The sequence below is a fragment of the Streptococcus sp. 20925_1_22 genome (genome assembly GCF_041431685.1).
In the GTDB taxonomy this organism is placed as follows: Bacteria; Bacillota; Bacilli; order Lactobacillales; family Streptococcaceae; genus Streptococcus.
This window is the reverse complement of sequence record NZ_JAPVYE010000005.1, coordinates 89,735-109,940: the sequence shown is the minus strand read 5'-3', so window position 1 is coordinate 109,940 and position 20,206 is coordinate 89,735. Positions and strand designations below refer to the sequence as shown.

At 41.8% G+C, this 20,206-nt stretch carries 22 protein-coding genes and 1 pseudogene; 19 read left to right on the top strand and 4 right to left on the bottom strand.

Annotated elements, in window-relative coordinates; genetic code table 11:
* Window positions 1-9: 9 nt before the first annotated feature.
* The gene (locus tag O3621_RS08265; protein ID WP_314448402.1) at window positions 10-1,347 is read left to right on the top strand and encodes a dipeptidase; all 1,338 of its coding nucleotides are present in this window, start codon (window positions 10-12) and stop codon (window positions 1,345-1,347) included.
* Between the two features lie 140 nt (window positions 1,348-1,487).
* On the opposite strand, the gene O3621_RS08260 is transcribed toward O3621_RS08265, so the two are convergent.
* From O3621_RS08260 to O3621_RS08250, 3 genes are read right to left on the bottom strand one after another with little or no spacing between them, the layout of a single operon-like run.
* Window positions 1,488-1,958: an arginine repressor gene (locus O3621_RS08260; RefSeq protein ID WP_002929798.1), complete on the bottom strand. Its 471-nt coding sequence runs from the start codon at window positions 1,956-1,958 to the stop codon at window positions 1,488-1,490.
* Window positions 1,959-1,974: 16 nt separating this feature from the next.
* A complete protein-coding gene (gene queA, locus O3621_RS08255; RefSeq protein WP_314448397.1) occupies window positions 1,975-3,003 on the bottom strand; it encodes a tRNA preQ1(34) S-adenosylmethionine ribosyltransferase-isomerase QueA in 1,029 nt (342 codons plus the stop codon).
* Between the two features lie 9 nt (window positions 3,004-3,012).
* Window positions 3,013-3,192, bottom strand: coding sequence for a hypothetical protein (locus O3621_RS08250; RefSeq protein ID WP_314448393.1), 180 nt, complete (start codon window positions 3,190-3,192; stop codon window positions 3,013-3,015).
* A gap of 134 nt (window positions 3,193-3,326) precedes the next feature.
* On the opposite strand from O3621_RS08250, the gene O3621_RS08245 reads away from it, so the two are divergent.
* The 3 genes from O3621_RS08245 to O3621_RS08235 all read left to right on the top strand — a co-directional run bounded on the left by O3621_RS08245 (window position 3,327) and on the right by O3621_RS08235 (window position 6,804).
* A complete protein-coding gene (locus tag O3621_RS08245; protein WP_314448390.1) occupies window positions 3,327-4,034 on the top strand; it encodes a glucosamine-6-phosphate deaminase in 708 nt (235 codons plus the stop codon).
* A 150-nt stretch (window positions 4,035-4,184) separates the two neighbouring features.
* Entirely contained in the window at window positions 4,185-5,540 is a 1,356-nt protein-coding gene (locus tag O3621_RS08240) for a DUF1958 domain-containing protein (protein ID WP_371514047.1), read from the top strand.
* A gap of 94 nt (window positions 5,541-5,634) precedes the next feature.
* Window positions 5,635-6,804, top strand: coding sequence for an MFS transporter (locus O3621_RS08235; RefSeq protein ID WP_314448387.1), 1,170 nt, complete (start codon window positions 5,635-5,637; stop codon window positions 6,802-6,804).
* A gap of 127 nt (window positions 6,805-6,931) precedes the next feature.
* Here the strand turns inward: O3621_RS08235 and O3621_RS08230 are convergent, their stop codons facing one another.
* Entirely contained in the window at window positions 6,932-7,291 is a 360-nt protein-coding gene (locus O3621_RS08230) for a hypothetical protein (RefSeq protein WP_314448385.1), read from the bottom strand.
* Between the two features lie 195 nt (window positions 7,292-7,486).
* Between O3621_RS08230 and O3621_RS08225 the strand changes: the two genes are divergently transcribed.
* The 15 genes and pseudogenes from O3621_RS08225 (at window position 7,487) to pepF (ending at window position 20,205) form a co-directional block, all read left to right on the top strand.
* Window positions 7,487-8,920, top strand: a complete 1,434-nt coding sequence (locus tag O3621_RS08225) for a 6-phospho-beta-glucosidase (RefSeq protein WP_314448382.1) — start codon at window positions 7,487-7,489, stop codon at window positions 8,918-8,920.
* An 89-nt stretch (window positions 8,921-9,009) separates the two neighbouring features.
* Window positions 9,010-9,249 (top strand): SemiSWEET transporter, encoded by a 240-nt coding sequence (locus O3621_RS08220; RefSeq protein WP_314448379.1) that lies wholly within the window; start codon window positions 9,010-9,012, stop codon window positions 9,247-9,249.
* A 113-nt stretch (window positions 9,250-9,362) separates the two neighbouring features.
* Complete coding sequence (locus O3621_RS08215) at window positions 9,363-9,677, top strand: PTS cellobiose transporter subunit IIB (RefSeq protein ID WP_314448378.1); 315 nt, start codon at window positions 9,363-9,365, stop codon at window positions 9,675-9,677.
* A 48-nt stretch (window positions 9,678-9,725) separates the two neighbouring features.
* Window positions 9,726-11,717: a PRD domain-containing protein gene (locus tag O3621_RS08210; protein ID WP_314448376.1), complete on the top strand. Its 1,992-nt coding sequence runs from the start codon at window positions 9,726-9,728 to the stop codon at window positions 11,715-11,717.
* Between the two features lie 67 nt (window positions 11,718-11,784).
* The gene (locus O3621_RS08205) at window positions 11,785-12,111 is read left to right on the top strand and encodes a PTS cellobiose transporter subunit IIA (protein ID WP_125330545.1); all 327 of its coding nucleotides are present in this window, start codon (window positions 11,785-11,787) and stop codon (window positions 12,109-12,111) included.
* A 9-nt stretch (window positions 12,112-12,120) separates the two neighbouring features.
* The gene (locus O3621_RS08200) at window positions 12,121-12,624 is read left to right on the top strand and encodes a hypothetical protein (protein ID WP_314448373.1); all 504 of its coding nucleotides are present in this window, start codon (window positions 12,121-12,123) and stop codon (window positions 12,622-12,624) included.
* Between the two features lie 43 nt (window positions 12,625-12,667).
* Complete coding sequence (celB, locus tag O3621_RS08195) at window positions 12,668-14,017, top strand: PTS cellobiose transporter subunit IIC (RefSeq protein WP_314448372.1); 1,350 nt, start codon at window positions 12,668-12,670, stop codon at window positions 14,015-14,017.
* Between the two features lie 99 nt (window positions 14,018-14,116).
* The gene (locus tag O3621_RS08190) at window positions 14,117-15,076 is read left to right on the top strand and encodes a competence protein CoiA family protein (RefSeq protein WP_314448369.1); all 960 of its coding nucleotides are present in this window, start codon (window positions 14,117-14,119) and stop codon (window positions 15,074-15,076) included.
* Between the two features lie 160 nt (window positions 15,077-15,236).
* Window positions 15,237-15,623, top strand: a complete 387-nt coding sequence (locus O3621_RS08185; protein ID WP_314448367.1) for a DUF1310 family protein — start codon at window positions 15,237-15,239, stop codon at window positions 15,621-15,623.
* A 210-nt stretch (window positions 15,624-15,833) separates the two neighbouring features.
* Window positions 15,834-16,229, top strand: a complete 396-nt coding sequence (locus O3621_RS08180) for a DUF1310 family protein (RefSeq protein ID WP_125340745.1) — start codon at window positions 15,834-15,836, stop codon at window positions 16,227-16,229.
* A 9-nt stretch (window positions 16,230-16,238) separates the two neighbouring features.
* Window positions 16,239-16,361 (top strand): hypothetical protein, encoded by a 123-nt coding sequence (locus O3621_RS08175; protein WP_265333619.1) that lies wholly within the window; start codon window positions 16,239-16,241, stop codon window positions 16,359-16,361.
* 203 nt (window positions 16,362-16,564) lie between these two features.
* Window positions 16,565-16,972, top strand: coding sequence for a DUF1310 family protein (locus tag O3621_RS08170; RefSeq protein WP_314448363.1), 408 nt, complete (start codon window positions 16,565-16,567; stop codon window positions 16,970-16,972).
* Window positions 16,973-17,124: 152 nt separating this feature from the next.
* A complete protein-coding gene (locus tag O3621_RS08165; protein ID WP_314448361.1) occupies window positions 17,125-17,511 on the top strand; it encodes a DUF1310 family protein in 387 nt (128 codons plus the stop codon).
* A gap of 316 nt (window positions 17,512-17,827) precedes the next feature.
* Window positions 17,828-18,213, top strand: a pseudogene (locus O3621_RS08160) (DUF1310 family protein).
* 189 nt (window positions 18,214-18,402) lie between these two features.
* A complete protein-coding gene (gene pepF / locus O3621_RS08155) occupies window positions 18,403-20,205 on the top strand; it encodes an oligoendopeptidase F (protein ID WP_371514046.1) in 1,803 nt (600 codons plus the stop codon).
* Window position 20,206 lies beyond the last annotated feature (1 nt).

Genomic DNA, 20,206 nt, shown 5'->3' with positions numbered 1-20,206 from the left:
GGTGATTCCATGAAAAATTTTATAACAGAAGAGGTTAAAGAAGATTTTCTTGAATCTTTGAAAACAATCGTTTCTTATCCTTCAGTACTGAATGAAGGTCAAAATGGAACACCTTTTGGACAAGCTATCCAAGATGTCCTAGAAAAAACTTTAGAAATCTGTCGAGGGCTAGGTTTTACAACCTACCTCGACCCTAAAGGTTATTACGGATATGCAGAAATCGGTCATGGAGCCCAGCTCCTGGCCGTTCTCTGTCATTTGGATGTTGTTCCATCAGGTGATGAGTCGGACTGGCAGACACCTCCCTTTGAAGCCACTGTCAAAGATGGCTGGATTTTCGGTCGTGGGGTTCAGGACGATAAGGGACCTTCTATGGCCGCTCTTTATGCTGTAAAAGCATTGCTGGATAGCGGAGTGGAATTTAAAAAGCGGGTTCGCTTTATCTTTGGTACAGATGAGGAGACGCTTTGGCGCTGTATGGGTAGGTATAACCAGCTAGAAGAGCAGGCTGCACTTGGCTTTGCGCCGGACTCTTCCTTCCCTTTGACCTATGCTGAGAAAGGGCTTCTGCAGCTTAAGTTGGTGGGGCCGGGCTCTGATACTTTAGAGCTCGAAGCTGGCCAAGCTTTTAATGTCGTTCCTGCCAAGGCTTCCTATTCAGGCAGCCTACTGGAGTCCGTCGTTGCTGGCTTGGAAGATTTAGGCTATGAATATGAGCGAACGGCAGAAGAAGTAACGGTTATTGGCTTGCCCAAGCACGCCAAGGATGCCGCCCAAGGAGTCAATGCCATTATTCGCCTAGCCAAGGTCTTGCAGCCCTTGGATTCGCATCCGGCTCTCGCCTTTCTGGCTCAGGCGGTTGGTGAAGATGCGACAGGCGGTCATCTTTTTGGGCCTGTGTCTGATGAACCGACGGGCTTTCTTTCCTTTAATGTTGCTGGTCTGACTTTAACCTCTGACCGCTCTGAGATTCGGATTGACATGCGGATTCCGGTCTTGGCAGACAAGGAAAAGCTGGTTGAAAAGCTAGCAGAAATAGCCAGTCAATACGAGCTGACTTATCAGGAGTTTGACTACTTGGCTCCGCTCTACGTACCTTTGGACAGTGAGTTGGTCAGCACCCTGATGGCAATTTATCAGGAGAAAACAGGAGACAACAGTCCAGCTATGTCTTCAGGTGGAGCGACCTTTGCTCGTACTATGCCTAACTGTGTTGCTTTCGGCGCTCTCTTTCCGGGAGCTGATCAGACAGAGCATCAGGTCAATGAACGATTGCTCTTAGATGATCTGTATCGGGCCATGGATATTTACGCGGAAGCCATTTATCGTTTGGCTACGACACCTTAAATGCTGCCTTTTTGAAAGCATCTTCAAATCTTATTTGTACAGCATTGCTTTAGTCAAGTATGGCTTGCTGAGTTACTAATGGGTTTCACTGAGACAAAAATCGAAAATAGAAAAAAGCTGAGGCAATTTTGTCTCAGCTTTTATTTACTAAAGAAAAATGGTGGGGTAAATTCTTTGAGCTTCTCAAAGCAGTCCAGAGCACCTTGATTATCCTCGCAGATAATCAGACAGACGTCATCTCCACAGACAGTAGCAACAATCTGTGGCAGCTCTAAGGCATCTAAGATGGCACCGAAAGACTGGGCCAACCCAGGCAGGGTTTTCATGACGACTTGATTTTGAACTGGTCGTAGCATGACCAAAGCATCCTCCATATAGAAACGAAGGCGTTTTTCCCAACGGGATGGTGCGATGCTGTTGATGATATAGTAGGAAGTATCGTTTTCACTGACCTTGACCAGATTGAGTGCTTTCATATCTCGTGAAAGAGTGGACTGGGTTACAATGACGCCGTTTGCTTCCAAATGCTCCTGAAGTTCTTGCTGGGTATGGATTTTTTTCTCCATGATTAAGGAGCGGATGAGACGGTGTCTGCTTTCAATTTTATTCATAAATTTTCACCTATAGTTATTTGATAAACATAGCATCACCAAAGCTGAAGAAGCGATAGCGCTCAGCAATAGCGTGCTCATAAGCTTCAAGTGTTAAGGAACGTCCGGCAAAGGCAGAGACTAACATGACAAGAGTTGACTTGGGCAGGTGGAAGTTGGTTGAAAAAGCATCAACGACCTTCCAATCGTATCCCGGCTTGATAAAAATATTGGTCCAGCCAGAGTCAGCCTGAATCTGCCCCTGGAATTTACTGCCAATTGTCTCCAAGGTGCGGATAGATGTTGTGCCGACTGCAATGACACGACCGCCATTTGCCTTGACCTGACGGAGTGTATGGGCAGCTTCCTCGGACAGACTGTAAAATTCGGAGTGCATCTCGTGATCATCTAAGCTGTCCACAGAAACTGGTCGGAAAGTTCCCAGTCCGACATGAAGGGTCAGATAGACCAGTTTGACTCCCTTGGCAGCAATCTGCTCCAGCAGCTCTTCTGTGAAATGAAGTCCAGCAGTTGGCGCAGCGGCAGAGCCGTTTTCCTTGGCATAGACAGTCTGGTAGCGTTCGCGGTCTGACAGTTTTTCGTGGATATAGGGCGGAAGCGGCATTTCTCCCAAACTTTCCAGGACTTCTAGGAAAATCCCTTCGTAGCCAAAGCGCACGATTCGACCGCCATGCTCAAGCTCCTCTACCACAGTAGCAGTTAAGCGGCCATCGCCAAAGGAAATCTGAGCACCCACTCTGAGGCGCTTGGCCGGCTTGGCTAGCACTTCCCAGTCATCACCCTGGACATTTTTCAGCAGCAGCAGCTCGACATGGCCCCCTGTCTCAGGTTTGATACCATAAAGGCGGGCAGGCAGGACACGCGTATTATTCATAACTAGGGCATCGCCGGGCTGGAGTTGATCAATAATCTGGTCAAAGTGTTGGTCGGAGAAGGCTCCCGTTTCTTTATCGACCACTAGCAAGCGGGAAGCATCCCTTTTCTCTAAAGGCGTCTGGGCAATCAGTTCTTCGGGCAAGTCAAAATCAAAATCAGCGGTATTCATCGTATCTCCTTATATTGTTTTCATTAGCCAGAGTAGGTAGGCGGCTAGTAGGAAGGGACTAGCTGTAAGCAAGCCACCCAAAATCAAGGTTAAGATCTGCCAGCCTCGCTGTTTTTTTATGAGGAAACTCAAGCTGCAGAGTAAGACTCCGACAAAAAATAAAATCAATAAAACAATCAGTAAAAACATGTCTCTATTATAACACGATTTCCTGCAAAAGGAAGCGAGCACGACTAGAAAGTATGTCTATTTTACATACTTTTTCTTGACAAAAATTGGTCTATACCATATAATAGAATTAAGAAAAGATGCGGAGGTGGAAAATGAAAATTATTCAAGTGGAAAACCAAGTAGAAGGTGGTAAAGTGGCTCTCGAGCTGCTCAAAGAAAAGCTGGCTCAGGGGGCAAAAACTTTAGGCTTAGCTACAGGCAGCAGCCCAGAAGAATTTTACAAGCAGATTGTTGAGAGCGACCTTGATTTTTCAGAGATGTTCAGTGTCAATCTGGATGAATATGTTGGTTTGCAAGAGAACGATCCTCAGTCTTATCGCTATTTCATGAACCAGCACCTCTTTAACCAAAAGCCTTTTAAAGCAAGCTTCCTGCCCAATGGCGCAGCGAAAGATTTAGAAGCAGAAGTGGCGCGGTACAATCATCTTCTAGCAGAGCATCCAGCTGATTTGCAGATTTTGGGAATCGGTACGAATGGTCATATCGGTTTTAATGAGCCGGGAACCAGTTTCGACAGTCAGACTCATTTAGTAGATCTGACACCGTCCACCATTCAGTCCAATGCTCGATTCTTCGACAAGATGGAAGATGTTCCGACTCAGGCTATTTCCATGGGGATTGGCAACATTCTCAATGCTAAGTCCATCATTCTCTTTGCTTATGGTTCTGCTAAGGCCAAAGCCATAGCAGGGACTGTTGAGGGTGAGGTGACAGAGGAGCTGCCAGGCAGTGCTCTCCAGAAGCATCCGGATGTTGTAATTATCGCTGATAAGGAAGCACTTAGCTTGTTAAAACACTAAGATTTTAATGTTGTTGCTATAAAACTAGCTTTGCCAGATAAAAGTCTCTTAATTTCCTATCTATTTTTTAGGTAGGATTTTTAGATTTATGGTTGACTTTGCGTAAAATATGATATACTAGATAGGTATAATTGTTCTTTGGAGGATCCTGTGAAGAAAAAGCTTTTGTTATTGGGAATTGTGTTTCTGACCTCGTTAGCACCACTAGCTGCTAGGGCTGATGAATTGGTGGATATGGCTAAAAAGATGTATCCGCATGATAATGTTCAGGCGATTAATCGTCCCAAGTCTTCTCTCGTTATTGACGGCAGTACAGGTGATGTTGTATGGGAGGATAATGTCGATGAGGTGCGTGACCCAGCCAGTATGAGTAAGCTCATGACCCTTTACCTAGTCTTTGAAGCGATTAAGGAAGGAAAAATCAGCGAAAAGACGGTTATTACAGCTACACCTCAGGATCAGGCTACCGCTAATATTTATGAAATTTCTAATAATAAAATTGTCGCTGGTGTGGACTATACCGTATCTGAGCTGATTACCATGACAATCGTGCCGTCATCCAATGCGACAACTGTCATGCTGGCCAATTATCTATCTGACAATGATCCAGATGCTTTTTTGGATCGGATGAATGCCAAGGCTCAAGAGCTGGGCATGACCAATACCAAGTGGTTCAATGCCAGCGGTGCAGCGGCGGTTTCTTTTAAGGGCTATTATAACCCTCAAAACTACGATAATTATGCCAGCAATCAAACAACAGCCCGTGATTTGGCGATTCTGGCTTATAACTTTGTCAATCACCATCCTGAAATTCTAAACTATACTAATAAAGCCAAGGTTACGGTTAAAGCTGGAACTCCTTACGAGGAGACCTTTGAAACCTATAATTACTCTCTGCCGGGTGCTAAATACGCGCTCAAGGGCGTAGATGGTATGAAGACGGGCTCTAGTCCTAACGGTGCTTTCAACTATATCGCGACCATTAAGCGTGGAGATCAGCGCATGATTGCTGTGATTATGGGAGTCGGTGACTGGTCTGACCAAGACGGTGAGTATTACCGCCATCCTTTTGGTAATGCTTTGATTGAGAAGGCTTATACGGACTATGAGTACAAAAAACTCTTATCCAAGGGTGAGCAGGAGATTGATGGACAGAAATATAAGCTGCCTGAGGATTTCTACGCTACTGTTAAAAAGGGAACCGAGCCTAAAGTCAAGGTTGAAAACAATGTTCTCAAGGCTGAAAATGGCTTGAAGACCTTGTCGAGCAAGATCTCTGATGAAATGAAAGTCGAGAAAGTTGAGAATCCAGTTGCTCAGGCTATTGAAAATGTGACTGGCAGCAAATCAGAAAGCAAGCCTTGGTATGGCGTGTTCTTCAGCGATAAGATGTTGATTCTGCTACCTGTTGGCATCCTGCTAATCATTCTGTACTTTGAATACCGCAGTCGTCAAAAACGCAAGGCTGCAAAGCAGGAACGTCGCAGAAATACAGATGTTGAATAAATGGAATGTCCTCTATCATATACGAACGGAATGACTTTCCAAGCTAAAACTCAGTTCTTTTTCTGAGTTTTCTTTCTGTTTTAAGGAGATTTTCATGCGAAAAAAGTTTCACAACAGCTATCTAGCTCATTTTTTACTCTTTAATTTTTTCTTTCTAGCCTATTCTCTTTTTTCGACTCTGATATCAGTCTATATGCAGGACTTAGGCTATTCTAATGCCCAAGTATCGATGGTAGTGTCAGCTTCCTTCTTTGCTTCCATGTTGGCTCAGCCGATTTTTGGAGTTCTCAGTGATGCTTTGGGGATTAAAAAGATCTTCCTTTTTAGCTTTCTAGCCATGATGGTCGGGGCCGTATTTTTCATGAAAGCGACTCAGCTTTGGCAGCTCTTGGTCTGGTATAGTCTAGTGCTCATGTTAATCAACGGAGTCAATCCAGTCATGGATGTTCTGGCGGCTCAAAGTCCTTATACTTATGGTAAGATTCGGATTTGGGGAACCATTGGCTATGCACTAGGCTCTCAGCTGGCAGGATTGATCTATCAAAGAGTCGCACCGCAGGCTATTTTCCCAGTCTTTATTGGTATGATGCTTATCAGCAGCGTAGGACTTTTGGGAATCCAGCCCAAGCACGACCGAGCAGCCCTAGATAAAAAAGACATTCACAAGCAGATAGGTCTGGGGAAGCTCTTGACCAACAAAACCTATCTCTTTTACCTGCTTTTGGTTGCCCTCTACTCTGGGGTGGGGAATACTGGTCATACCTATATCCCTGCCATGCTACAGCATAGTGGCTTAGAGGTAGATATGGCTTCGACTGTCGTTGCCTTATCAGTTCTGGTTGAAGCGCCTTTTATCTTTTATTCCTATCTCTTTATGGACAAGATTTCGATGAAAAAGCTTCTTTATATCTGTCTGGGAATCATCTTTCTCCAGTACAGCGTCTATGCTTTAGACCTAGGTTTGATTTCGAAAATCGGGATGACTCTCCTTTCCAAGCACGTGACAGGCATGGTTTTGATTATGGTGACCCTGAAAATCGTAGCTAGATTGGTTGATGAAAAATACTTGGTCACTGCCATTGCTCTGGTCCAGACAGCCCGCAGTTTAGGGACCATTCTCATTCAAAATCTTGCGGGTCACTTTCTGGACAGTTGGGGTTATGAAGGGATGAACTTATTTCTAGCTGCTGTCATCTGTCTAGTCTGCTTGTTGTCCCTCTTTCTAAAATTGCCAGAACGAAAAGGAAATCAATTATTTGGATAATGAAAAACGAGTCGGAGAGATGTTCTCTCGACTCGTTTTTGGTGGTGTAGCTATTGAAAATCAATAAGAGACTAATGAGTTAGCTAAAGTTTATGCTGGCACGATTTAAAGCCATTCTCGAAGAGGATTAGAAGCCGGCAGAAGCGACTTTCATGCTTTCTGGCACAGTAATAATAACTTGTTCAGGTTTGAGTTGGTATTCGTTTTGTAGCCAGAGCCGCAAGTCACGGTCTGAAAGTTTTGAAAATCCCTTGTAATAATCAGCTTCTGGGATATATTCCCATTTGCCCGTCTTGAGAAAGTTTGGATTATCCATCAGCTGGGGTTTGCTATCTAGATGTTGAAAATGAATCAGAGTATAGATGAATTTTCCCCGAGCAAGAATATTGGCTCGCAGAAAAATCCCAAGTCGAAAGAGGCCATACCAGATGGCTGGAACCAAGATAACCATTCCTAAAAAACTGGCAATAAAAATCAACATTGACATATTGAAAACTCCTTTCTTTATCTAGCTTATTGGATTATTATACGCCTGTTTGTAAGCGTTGTCAACAAAAAGAACAGAGCTCTAAAAAGAAAGTTATAGAGAAGATTTTCCGCTTCGCTGCGGAAATTCTCGCTATTCAAAAAAGCGCTTTCTTAACTTATAATTGTAGTATCAAATATCAGGAGGAAATACAGCATGTCAACATTTAAAGATGGATTTCTCTGGGGTGGAGCTGTTGCAGCCCACCAACTGGAAGGCGGCTGGAAAGAAGGTGGGAAGGGGATCAGCGTGGCTGATGTTATGACTGCAGCTCGCCATGGAGTGCCTCGGGAAATTACGCCGGGCGTCTTAGAAGGCAAGTACTATCCTAACCATGAGGCTATTGATTTTTATCATCGTTACAAGGGAGATATTTCTCTTTTTGCAGAGATGGGCTTCAAGTGTTTCCGGACTTCCATTGCCTGGACGCGGATTTTCCCTAAAGGAGACGAAACGGAGCCTAATGAAGCCGGCCTGCAATTTTACGACGACCTTTTTGATGAATGCCTCAAGTATGGTATTGAGCCTGTCATCACTTTGTCTCACTTTGAAATGCCTTATCATTTGGTAACTGAGTATGGCGGTTGGAAAAACCGTCAGGTGATCGATTTCTTTGTTCGCTTTGCAGAAGTTGTTTTTGAGCGTTATAAGGATAAAGTCAAATACTGGATGACTTTCAATGAAATCAATAACCAAGCTAATTATCAGGAGGATTTTGCTCCCTTCACTAACTCTGGGATTGTCTACAAGGAAGGCGATGATCGCGAAGCAATCATGTACCAGGCTGCTCACTATGAGTTGATAGCTTCAGCACGAGCGGTTAAGGTTGGTCACGAAATCAATCCTGACTTCCAAATTGGTTGTATGATTGCCATGTGCCCTATTTATCCGGCTACTTGCAATCCGAAGGATATTCTCATGGCTATGAAAGCTATGCAGAAGCGCTATTACTTCACTGATGTGCATGTCTTTGGTCGCTATCCTGAGCATATTCTCAAATACTGGGAAAGAAAGGGAAACAAGGTGGACTTTAGCGAGCAGGATCAGGAAGACTTGCTGGCGGGCACTGTTGACTATATTGGATTTAGCTACTACATGTCCTTTGCTATTGACTCCCATCGAGAGAATAACCCTTACTTCGACTATATAGAGACTGAAGATTTGGTTAAAAATAACTTCGTAGAGGCTTCTGAATGGGAATGGCAGATTGACCCAGAAGGTCTGCGCTATGCTCTCAATTGGTTTACCGATCATTACCATCTACCGCTTTTCATTGTGGAAAATGGCTTTGGAGCTATTGACCAGGTGGAAGAAGATGGTATGGTACACGATGATTACCGGATTGACTATTTGGGTGCCCATATCCGCGAGATGAAAAAGGCCGTAGTAGAAGATGGTGTGGATCTCATGGGCTACACGCCTTGGGGCTGTATTGACCTAGTATCAGCAGGTACGGGTGAAATGCGCAAACGCTACGGATTTATCTATGTCGACAAGGATGACGATGGTGAGGGAACGTATGAACGTTCACCGAAGAAGTCCTTTAACTGGTATAAGGAAGTCATTGCATCAAATGGGGCTAGTCTATAGTTGAGTATAGGAAAACTAAAAAATACAGAGGAGGAGATGGCAAGTTTGCTGCTTTCCGCCTCTTTTTTTGGAAAAATTAGGAGAAAAACATGATTGGAAGTATTGCAGCGGTTTTAACAACCTTCGCATTTTTGCCCCAGGTCATTAAGATCATCAAAACTAAAGATACCGAATCCATAGCGCTTGGTATGTATCTCATGCAAGTAGTTGGTATTGGTCTTTGGTTGGTGCATGGATTGGTCATTCAAGATTTGCCTTTAATTGCGGCCAACAGTATATCACTGATATTATCAGCCACTATTTTAGCATATAAGATTAAATATAAGTAAAGTTATTTAGGAACTACTTCCGTTTCAATACGGAAAAAAACAAGATGGAGTTTGATAGCGTTTTCATTTATAATTAAAGTGTCAATAAAATTATTTTATAAGGAGAAACTCTTATGGCTAAAGCATTGATTATCTGCGCAGCAGGCATGTCTTCTTCACTTATGGCGAAGAAAACGACAGAATTTTTTAAAAGCAAGGGCGATGATATCGAGGTGGATGCGATCAGCGCGACAGAAGGCGGTAAGGCCATAGCGGCAGCTGAATTTGATCTCTATCTCATCAGTCCGCAGACCAAGATGTACTATAAGCAGTTTGAAGAAGCGGCTGCCAAGGTTGGCAATCCCATCGCCCAAATCCCCCCTCAGGCCTATATTCCTATCCCTATGGGTATTGAAAAAATGGCTAACTTGATTAAGGAAAATATTTAATAGTATAATAAAGGTAGTAACTTGTCATAGACGGAAGGAGGAAGAAGTGTGTTGCATCAAAAGGAAAAACACATTCTTCAGTATTTGATGGACAATAGGGACCAATTCGTCACTAGCAAGGAATTGGCTGCCCATTTATCTTGTTCGGACCGTACAGTAAGAAGCTACCTTAAAATTTTGATGGCTATGAAGCCTGAGCAGACTGGCTGGGTCATCACGGCCAAACAGGGCTATGGTTACCAGTTGAAAATCAGTGATAGAGAAATCTATCAGGAATTTCTCAAAGCTGAGGTTTTGATGGAAGCTGCGCAGACTAATTTGGAAGGCATCGAAGACCGTTATAATTATATCTTGAACAAGCTCTTGTTTGAGCAAGAAGAAGTTTATTTTGATGATTTAGTCAGCGAACTCTTTGTCAGTCGCTCGACCTTGTCTTCGGACTTCAAAAAGATTCGGCAGGATTTGGCCAAGTACGATTTGCAGATTGAAAGCAAGGCCAAGCGCGGTGTTTATGTTAAAGGCAGCGAGCGCAATATCCGCCGCTTTATTATGGATTATTTTTTCCATGATAATTTCTTTCATGTCTTGCATAACTATATCGCTATCGAGATTTCTGGCCGGCCGATTAGTCTGGAAGAGTTGACTATTATCGTGTTGGACGAATGCCGTGAAGGCCAGCTGAGAGTGTCGGACTTTGTTATTCAAAATCTGGTCATCCATATCGCGCTGTCCCTTAAGCGCATTGGTGAAGGTTTTCAAATTAGCCAGCTGGACGGCTGCAATCTAAAAGACTATAGTGCAGAAAGTCGGATTGCGCAGCGAATTTTGGATCGGATTCATCTGGCAACAGGCTTAGAATTTCCCAAAGAAGAGGTGGATTATATCACCTTGCATTTGATTTCCAAGGCTGGTTTGAAGCTAGACAAGCAGGAAAAAGGGGACATAGTAGATCAGCTGCGTGCTCAGCTTTCAAGAGCACTGGAAGAAGAGGAAGCTCTTAGGGATTATGCCTTTCAGTCCGACTTTCAGCTGGTGGAAGGTCTGGTCACCCATCTCTCCACCTTGCTTATCCGCCTGAAAAATCATGTCAGAATGGATAATCCTTTGTTGGCAGATATTCAGCAGCAATATTCACCTGTGCTGGCTATGACACGGGACCTTCTGGCGGCCATGCCTTTGTTTGGTGACGAGGAGTTGCCAGATGATGAGGTTGCTTATGTTGCTCTGCATTTTATGGCTGCTATGGAGCGACATAAGGAGAAGCAGAAGTTCAACATCCTCGTCATCTGCGCAACTGGTTATGGTTCAGCTCAGATGCTGAAAAATCGGATTGACCATGAGTTGGGAAATCTTGTTCACATCGTAGATGTGATTGGTTACTATGAGCTCAATGATGAACGTCTCAATAATATTGACTTTATCATCTCTTCAATCGACTTGTCCAATCTGGTCTTTACAATGCCCGTCTTTACGGTTAGTATTTTCCTCAAACCCGAGGAAATTAAGGAAATCAAGCAGAAGATGGCAAATTTGAAGACTACGAAAGGCTGTCGGATGGATATTAAGGGCTTAGAGGAAGTGTCAGACTTGGAAGCGGTCTTTGACGATTATTTCTCGCCGGAGTGCTTTATAGTATTGGATCAAGCCGATAAGGACGAAGCTTTGACAGAGCTTTTGGAGAAAATGGCAGTTGGAGAAGAGGAAGAATTCCCAGCTCAAATGCGCAGCTTGATGGAGCAGCGCGAGCGCATGAGTTCCGTTGTCTTTTCGGATACTATAGCTGTTCCTCACCCTATCAAGCCTTGCGCCAAGAAGCACAGGATTGGACTGGCAATCGTCCAGTCAGGCCTGAACTGGTCTGAGGATTATCCTGAGATTAGCTTGATTTTTCTAGCTTCGCCATCCATCTATGACAATGAAGGGATGGACAGGTTGACTTCCAAAATTGTTGATTTGCTGGAAGAGCCAGACCTGCAGCAGCAGATACGAGCCAGTCAGACCTTTGAAGAATTTAAACAAATATTCTTAAGTATCAAATAAAAATCTGAGCAGTTTTTTCTGAGATAAACTGCTGAGACTAACAAGATTTCAAGAAAGGAATGAATCTATGAACCAAGAAGAGTTGCAAGTTGCCGCTTTTGAAATTATTCTTCACAGCGGGACAGCCCGCACCATTGTTCATGAAGCCTTTGCTGATATGCGTGAAGGTCGCTATGATGCAGCAGCAGAAAAGCTGGAAACCTCCAATGAATCTCTGCTGGAAGCTCATCATGCCCAGACTAAGCTCTTACAGGACTATGCTAGCGGAATTGAAATTAGGATTGAAATCATCATGGTGCATGCTCAGGATCATCTCATGACGACCATGACCCTGCGCGAAGTTGCACTTGAAATGCTCAACCTCTACCGTAAGGTAGAAGAGACCAACAGCTAGGAGAAGAAGATGACGGATAAGGAAAAACAAGAATTAGAAGCAAGGAGGAAAGAATCAGCTTTAAAAACCATGTACTATACTCGGTACTTTTCCGTTCGGTATGCGACAGCTGCTTTCTTTTTTGTCAATCTTTACTGGACCTTGATGCTCTATCTTTCAAATGCCAGATTGGCTATGATGCTGCCGATGGCAGTTGCTCTCTTTGCAGCTCTAGCTATGTGGGAGCAGACGCGAATGTACACTATAAATCAAAGAGAGGCAAAACTGACTAAACTTTTTTATGGTATCTCTCTTTCACTAAATGTGCTGCTTATTTTGCTGGTTCTTTTGAATAGATTTTCATTGCTATACCCTTTCTTTACAGCCAGATCAGCAACGCAAGTCTTTTTAATTATGATTCTTTCAGTTGGCATCCTTTTAAACCTTTTAATGCTTGCTAAATTGAATCGTATTAGTCACAGGGCTGATAAACAATATCAACGCATTCAAAAGTATATGGCCAGCCTTCAGTAGTAAGAAAAAATACTAAGTCTATCAATATCAGAGGAGAAATGTAATGGATAAAATGTTTGCATTTTTAGAAAAATATCTTATGGGACCTATGGGTAAGGTTTCGACCTGGCGTCCTGTTCGTGCTATCGTGGCTGCTGGTATGGCCAGTATTCCCTTTACCATTGTAGGATCAGCCTTCTTGGTTCTAAGCGTTATTCCGCAAGCCTTTAATATACAATTTATTATTGATTTATGGGCCAATTCTTTTGATAAAATTCAAGCCTTATACTTGTTAGCCTATAAGTGTACAATGGGGATTTTGTCTCTCTACTTTGCAGTAGTAATCGGTTATGAATATACAAAGATATATGTAGAAGAGGAAGGCTTGAATCTCAATCCTCTCAATGGTGGACTTTTGGCAGTATTTGCTTATTTCTTAACCATACCAGAATTAGCTTTTTCTAAAGGCGCTATTTCAGCGGTGACTGGCGAATCAACAATTAATGGATGGACTGTTGGTGGAGATAGTCTGACTCGTCTTTCTACATCGGGTATGTTTACAGCTATTTTGATGTCTATTTTGGCTGTGCAGCTTTACAAGCTTTGTGTGAAAAAGAACTGGGTTATAAAAATGCCTGAAGCTGTTCCAGAAGGGGTTTCTCGTTCGTTTACAGCATTGATTCCTGGTTTTATGATTGCATTTGTGGTGCTTTTCATAAACGGTATCTTTATCATGTTTGGTACAGATATTTATAAAGTTATTGCGGTTCCTTTTGCTTTTGTAAGTCATATTACAAATACTTGGTTTGGCATTGTTATCATTTACCTTTTAGTGCACGCACTTTGGATTGTTGGTATCCATGGTGCCAACATTGTAATGGGACTGGTAAATCCAATACTTCTGGCTAACATGGCGCAAAATGTTGACGGAAAATTCATTGCTTACGCTGGTGAATTTACGAACTCCTATGTAACTATTGGTGGTTCTGGGGCAACTTTACTTCTATGTATTTATATTGCTTTCCGTGCTAAATCAGAGCAGCTTCGTATGCTTGGGAAAGCATCAATGGGGCCTGCCATCTTTAATATAAATGAGCCAATTATCTTTGGTCTTCCAATTGTTTATAACCCAATCTTAACGATTCCATTTATTTTAGCACCAGTTGTATCAGCCTCTATTGGCTACTGGGCTGTTCAACTTGGTATTGCTGGTAAAGCTATTGCCCAAACACCATGGCCAACTCCTGTTGGTTTAGGAGCCTATGTAGGTTCAGGCGGAAGTTTAGGAGCATTTATCGTTGCAATCATCTGTGCTGTAGCAGCTTTCGTCATCTGGTATCCATTCATCAGAATGTATGACACTAAGCTTCATAAGGAAGAGATGGAAATCGCTGCAGAGTCAGCTATTAGCTAATGTTATCTTATCAATTACAAAGAGAAATCTCCTTTGAGGTTTCTCTTTTCTTTTGCGAATATTTTAGTAAAAGAGAGAAATTTTAGAGGGGGCTAGGATATGTTTGTGGCGCGAAATCATAAGGGGGTTTTGTGTAATGCTCTAGAGGAGAAGATTGAGAAGGGGGCTGATTTTGTCTGCCCAGCTTGTTCGGGGGCAGTCCGTTTTAAAAAAGGTAAAGTTATGCAGCCGCATTTTGCGCATGTCTCGCTAGAAGAGTGTAGCTTTTATAGGGAAAATGAGAGCGCTGAGCACCTGAACCTTAAGGCAGAGCTTTTTCGCTGGGCTGTCCAGACAGAAGAAGTTGAGGTGGAGGCTTTTTTGCCTGCACTGCAGCAGATTGCTGATCTGCTGGTTGACGGGAAACTTGCGCTTGAAGTCCAGTGCAGTCCCCTAAGTATAGAACGGCTGCAGGAACGGACGCTTTCTTACCGCCAGCATGGCTATCAGGTCCTCTGGCTCTTGGGGCGAAAACTTTGGCTCAAGGATTCCCTAACCCGCCTGCAGAAGGATTTTCTCTATTTTAGTAAAAATATGGGCTTTCATATCTGGGAGCTGGATCAAGAAAAGCAAGTTCTGCGTCTCAAATACCTGATTCACGAGGATCTGCATGGAAAAGTCCAGCACAAGACCAAGAACTTTCCCTTTGGTCACGGTCGGCTTTTGGATATTTTACGTTTGCCCTTTCAAAAGCAGGAGATGAACAGCTTTCTGGCCCAGCAAGATCCGCACATCTGCAGCTATATCCGTCGTCAGCTTTATTACCAGCAGCCTAGATGGATGCGGTTGCAGGCCCAGCTCTACCAGAATGGCGATAATCTCTTGACTAAGACTGCAGAGGATTTCTATCCACAGATTCGGCCAATACAAGCAGCCTCCTTCTGTCAGATAACTACTAACCTGACTGGCTATTACCAGCAGTTTGGGAACTATTATGCCAATCTCCAGCAAAAAAATTTGCAAATTGTTTATCCACCGGCTTTTTATGAGATGATAAGAGAAAATGCTAAGTATCGTTAGTTTCCCATTGATGAAGCCATAAACTTTTAGCTATCCTTTCAGTTTTAGAATATTTTAGAATCCTGTATAATATAATAAAGTAATAAGTTAGACAGTTAAAAATTCTAAATCGTGCTAATCCAGCAGGCTTTAGCAAAGATAAGAAGCGAAAGGAACCATTATGAAGAAAATTTTTGTCATTCTTCTGACTATCATCACGCTCAGTTCAGCTATATTTCTAGGAGGGTGCAGTATGCTAAGCAGTCGTTCAGAGAAAGAAGAAATGCTTCAGATTGCGGAGAGTAAAAAGATGAAGAGAGCCTTGGAAGATTTTCTTAAGGAATTGGATCCCAAAGCTTTGACACCAGAAGGAAAGATTAAATCCTATGAAATTCAAAAGGATAGGTTAGATTATAATCCCATGGGAGGGATAATGATTCAAATGTTTATTAACGGAGATAAGAATATAAGTTTAAGTGTAACAGTAGTAGAAGATTCAACTACTGGTAACTATGAAATTGCCACAAATTCAAGAAGTCCGAAACTTAGTGATCTATTGGTGAAATAGAATACATAGTCTCCGTGTCTCAAATTTACAACAGTATAAAAGATGATGGAGAACGAGTTTTTGTCTTTATATCTCTTTATCCGTAGTGGCGCTCTCGCAATGTTAAAAAAATAGTATAAAAATGATAATATCAAACATTAATCCAAATCCATTTTCCCATTTTCGTTAAGGCATCCGCTTTAGCAAAGACAAGAAACGAAAGGAGCTGTCATGAAGAAAAGTTTTGTAATATTTCTGAGTATCATCACGATTATTTCAGGCATTATTTTAGGAGGCTGCAGTATGCCAAGCAGTCGTTCAGAGAAAGAAAATGAAAATAGTCAAATGATTAAACTTGTAGAAAGTAAAGAGGCTGAAAAAGCATTTTATCATTGGTTCACTTATGTTGATCCTCAAGCATTTAAAAAAGAAGGCTTTATACAAAGTTATGAAATAGATAGAAACTCAATTTCAAAAAATCCAATGAGCGGGATAGATTTCGATATTATAATAAATGGAGATTCTGATTTTATTATTAGCTGCAATATAAATAAAAATAGTGATGGAGAGATAGAAAGCACAAGTGCCACTTATTCTGATAAGTTATCTCAAGCATTGGAAAGATAGGAGTTTAGCATGGTATTAATAGAGGACGAAAAATTAAATGATAACCAACATGTGGATTTTACATTAAAAAAATATCATATTGATTCGAAAACTAAAGATGAGGTAATTAGGGAAGAGGGGAGTGAAACCTAAGTTGGCACGGTCTCCCAAATTTACGACAATATTAAGGGTGAGAGAGAATGAGTTTTTGTCTTTACAACTCTTTATACGTAGCGTAGTCCTTGGAACTTTAAAAAAATAGTATAACAATGATAATATAAACTTTGATTCAAATCCAGTTTCCCATTTCGTTAAGGCATCAGCTTTAGTAAAAATAACAAGTTAAAGGAGCCGCCATGAAGAAAATTTTTGTCATCTTTCTGACTATCATCACGCTAAGTTCAGCCACGTTTTTAGGAGGCTGCAGTATTCTAAATAGTAGGTCAGAACAAGAAGAACTGATTCAGATTGCAGAAAGTAAAAAGATGAAGAGTGTTATTGAGGAAGGGCTGAAAAAGATTGACCCTCAAGCATTAACACCTGAAGGGAAAATTAAAAGTTATGAAATTAATAAGAAGTCACTAACTCAGAACCCAATGGGAGGATTAATGTTTGATTTAATCATTAATGGCGACGAAGAAGTAACACTAGGATATGTCATTGGAGAGGACGAAAATGGGAAATTTCACAGAGATGGGACTGTGTGCTCACCGAAGCTTACAAAACTAATGGATGAAGAAAATGTAAATGGCAATGAAGAATAAGGTTTTTCTAGATAACTTCCTAACAATGATTGCGCTATTATGTTCTTTGGAAAAATAGTATAATAATTAATATAAAAAATTAATCTAAATTCGCCTTCTCGCTTTTGTTAAGGCATTGGTTTTATCAAAAATGAGAAGCGAAAGGAGCCATCATGAAGAAAATATTTGTCATTTTTCTGAGTATCATCGTGATCAGTTCAGCTATGTTTTTAGGAGGCTGCAGTATGCTAAATAGTAGGTCAGAACAAGAAGAAATGATTCAGATTGCGGAAAGTAAAAAGATGAAGAAAGCCTTGGAAGATCTTCTTAAGGAATTGGATCCTAAAGCTTTGACGCCAGAAGGAAAGATTCAATCCTATGAAATTCAAAAGAATAAGTTAGATTATAATCCTATGGGTGGACTAAATGTTTATATAATAATTAACGGGGAAGAAAAACTATATATAAATATGACTGTTCAAGAAGAAGATATTGGAGAATATGAAGTTGTATCATATGGTATTCCACAAGAATTGAGTGAGTTATTAGGAGAGGATTAACATGGCTAATAAGGCAGAGTACAACGATAAGCAGAATGTTGCAGTAGCTTTGGTAGAGTATCGTGAATTAGAATTTGGGAAAAATTACCCAATAGCAGGTAAGAATTGATACATTGGTAATCTTTCTCAGGTATACGATAATGCACATGACAATGAAGAACAAGCTTTTATCTTTACGAATCTTTAAAAATAATTCCGCTTTCATATTCTTTGGAAAAATAGTATAACAATTAATATAAGACGTTAATCTAAAATTGGTTTCTCATTTTCATTAAGGCATCAGTTTTAGCAAAGAGGAGAAGTGAAAGGTGCTATCATGAAGAAATATTTTGTCATTTTTCTGAGTATCATCACGGTCAGTTCAGGCATTATTTTAGGAGGCTGCAGTATGAAAAGCAGTCGGTCGAAAAAGAAGAAATGATTCGGATTGTGGAGGGGAAGAAAGCGCAGAGAGCAATAGAAGAATTAGTGAGACAGGAAGATTCTAAAGCATTAAAAGAAAAGGGGATAATAAAAAAATATACAATAAATGAAAAAAATCTTAAATATAATCCAATGGGTGGCTTAATAGTTGAGCTTATAATAAACGATGACCCGGAATTAACAATTACCACAACATTGATGGAAGAGTCTGATGGGAAGTTAGAACATACAGGGTACGTAATTTCTGGTGAGCTTGCAAAGAAGTTGAGGGGAGAATGACATATGATAAAGCATTAAGTGATAAGAAAAAATGAACTCTTTGGAATCTAATTTTTGTTTGGTCAGGAATTAGGTTCAAAGAGTTTTTTAAAACTAAGTCAGTCTGCCTAGCTACTATGTGATTTTGGTACTTGAGTTTTATAAAAAGTGGAATTTTGTGATAGAATAGGGGAGTCGGAGGATTTTTTTATGGCAAAACAAAGAAATGAAATTGAAGAAAAATATACTTGGGATTTGAGGACCATTTTCCCAACAGATGAAGCCTTTGAAGCAGAATTGGCGCAGGTTTCAGAAGAAGTGAAGGAAGCAGCTAGTCTGGCTGGGCATTTGCTGGATTCAGCGGACAGTCTCTTAACAACGACTGAAGTACAGTTAGACTTGATGCGTCGTATTGAAAAGCTTTATTCTTATGCTCACATGAAGAATGACCAGGATACACGTGTGGCTAAGTACCAAGAGTATCAGGCCAAAGGCATGACTCTTTACAGCGATTTTGGTCAAAGCTTTGCCTTCTATGAGCCCGAATTTATGGCGATTACAGAAGAGCAGTACCAGGCTTTCTTGGCTGAGCAGCCACCCCTGAAGCTGTATCAGCATTATTTTGACAAGCTTTTGAAAAAGAAAGCCCACATCCTGACACAGCGCGAAGAGGAGCTATTGGCCGGTGCTGGTGAAATCTTTGGCGCAGCGGGCGAAACCTTTGCTATCTTGGATAATGCGGATATTGTCTTTCCGATGGTGCATGACGAAGATGGAAATGAAGTTCAGCTCAGCCACGGCAACTATATCACCTTGGTCGAGTCTAAAAATCGAGAGGTCCGTAAGGAAGCTTATGAGGCTCTCTACAGCGTCTACGAGCAGTACCAGCATACCTATGCTAAGACTCTGCAGACCAATGTCAAGGTTCACAATTACAATGCGAAAGCCCGCAAGTTTTCATCTGCCCGTGAAGCAGCCTTGTCAGCTGACTTTATTCCAGAAAGTGTTTATGACAGCCTAGTTTCAGCTGTCAATAAGCATTTGCCTCTCTTGCAACGTTATATCGCTTTACGAGCGAAGATTTTAGGCATTTCTGACTTGAAGATGTATGATATGTACACACCTTTGTCAGAGACAGACTACAAGTTCACTTATGAGGAAGCCTTGGCTAAATCTGAGGAAGTTCTGGCTATTCTGGGTGAGGATTATTTGAGCCGAGTGAAGACAGCTTTTTCAGAGCGCTGGATTGATGTTCATGAAAATCAAGGCAAGCGCTCAGGAGCATACTCAGGCGGTTCTTATGATACCAATGCTTTTATGTTGCTCAACTGGCAGGACACGCTGGACAATCTCTTTACCTTGGTGCATGAGACAGGCCACAGTATGCATTCCAGCTACACCCGTGAGACCCAGCCTTATGTCTATGAAGACTACTCTATCTTCCTAGCTGAGATTGCTTCGACGACTAACGAAAACATCCTGACAGAGAAGCTCTTGGAAGAAGTAGAAGACGATACGACCCGCTTTGCTATCCTCAATCACTTCTTGGATGGCTTCCGGGGCACAGTCTTCCGTCAAACCCAGTTTGCGGAGTTTGAGCACGCTATCCACAAGGCTGACCAAGAAGGTCAAGTTCTGACCAGCGAGTTTCTCAATGAACTCTATGCTGATTTGAACGAGAAATACTACGGTTTGAATAAAGAAGACAATCCGCAGATTCAGTACGAATGGGCTCGGATTCCGCATTTCTACTATGATTACTATGTTTTCCAATATTCGACAGGATTTTCAGCGGCTTCTGCCTTGGCTGAAAAGATTGTCCATGGCAGTCAGGAAGACAAGGACAAGTATCTGGACTATCTGAAAGCTGGGAACTCTGACTATCCCCTCAATGTCATCAAAAAAGCAGGGGTGGATATGGAAAAAGAAGACTACCTAAATGCTGCTTTTGCTGTCTTTGAGCGTCGTCTGGATGAATTCGAAGCCTTGGTAGAAAAGTTGGGACTGGCATAAA

Coding starts and splice junctions, on each gene's coding strand:
- O3621_RS08265 (WP_314448402.1), top strand. CDS start 10: ATGAAAAATTTTATAACAGAAGAGGTTAAAGAAGATTTTCTTGAATCT.
- O3621_RS08260 (WP_002929798.1), bottom strand. CDS start 1,958: ATGAATAAAATTGAAAGCAGACACCGTCTCATCCGCTCCTTAATCATG.
- queA (WP_314448397.1), bottom strand. CDS start 3,003: ATGAATACCGCTGATTTTGATTTTGACTTGCCCGAAGAACTGATTGCC.
- O3621_RS08250 (WP_314448393.1), bottom strand. CDS start 3,192: ATGTTTTTACTGATTGTTTTATTGATTTTATTTTTTGTCGGAGTCTTA.
- O3621_RS08245 (WP_314448390.1), top strand. CDS start 3,327: ATGAAAATTATTCAAGTGGAAAACCAAGTAGAAGGTGGTAAAGTGGCT.
- O3621_RS08235 (WP_314448387.1), top strand. CDS start 5,635: ATGCGAAAAAAGTTTCACAACAGCTATCTAGCTCATTTTTTACTCTTT.
- O3621_RS08230 (WP_314448385.1), bottom strand. CDS start 7,291: ATGTCAATGTTGATTTTTATTGCCAGTTTTTTAGGAATGGTTATCTTG.
- O3621_RS08225 (WP_314448382.1), top strand. CDS start 7,487: ATGTCAACATTTAAAGATGGATTTCTCTGGGGTGGAGCTGTTGCAGCC.
- O3621_RS08220 (WP_314448379.1), top strand. CDS start 9,010: ATGATTGGAAGTATTGCAGCGGTTTTAACAACCTTCGCATTTTTGCCC.
- O3621_RS08215 (WP_314448378.1), top strand. CDS start 9,363: ATGGCTAAAGCATTGATTATCTGCGCAGCAGGCATGTCTTCTTCACTT.
- O3621_RS08205 (WP_125330545.1), top strand. CDS start 11,785: ATGAACCAAGAAGAGTTGCAAGTTGCCGCTTTTGAAATTATTCTTCAC.
- O3621_RS08200 (WP_314448373.1), top strand. CDS start 12,121: ATGACGGATAAGGAAAAACAAGAATTAGAAGCAAGGAGGAAAGAATCA.
- celB (WP_314448372.1), top strand. CDS start 12,668: ATGGATAAAATGTTTGCATTTTTAGAAAAATATCTTATGGGACCTATG.
- O3621_RS08190 (WP_314448369.1), top strand. CDS start 14,117: ATGTTTGTGGCGCGAAATCATAAGGGGGTTTTGTGTAATGCTCTAGAG.
- O3621_RS08185 (WP_314448367.1), top strand. CDS start 15,237: ATGAAGAAAATTTTTGTCATTCTTCTGACTATCATCACGCTCAGTTCA.
- O3621_RS08180 (WP_125340745.1), top strand. CDS start 15,834: ATGAAGAAAAGTTTTGTAATATTTCTGAGTATCATCACGATTATTTCA.
- O3621_RS08175 (WP_265333619.1), top strand. CDS start 16,239: ATGGTATTAATAGAGGACGAAAAATTAAATGATAACCAACATGTGGAT.
- O3621_RS08170 (WP_314448363.1), top strand. CDS start 16,565: ATGAAGAAAATTTTTGTCATCTTTCTGACTATCATCACGCTAAGTTCA.
- O3621_RS08165 (WP_314448361.1), top strand. CDS start 17,125: ATGAAGAAAATATTTGTCATTTTTCTGAGTATCATCGTGATCAGTTCA.
- pepF (WP_371514046.1), top strand. CDS start 18,403: ATGGCAAAACAAAGAAATGAAATTGAAGAAAAATATACTTGGGATTTG.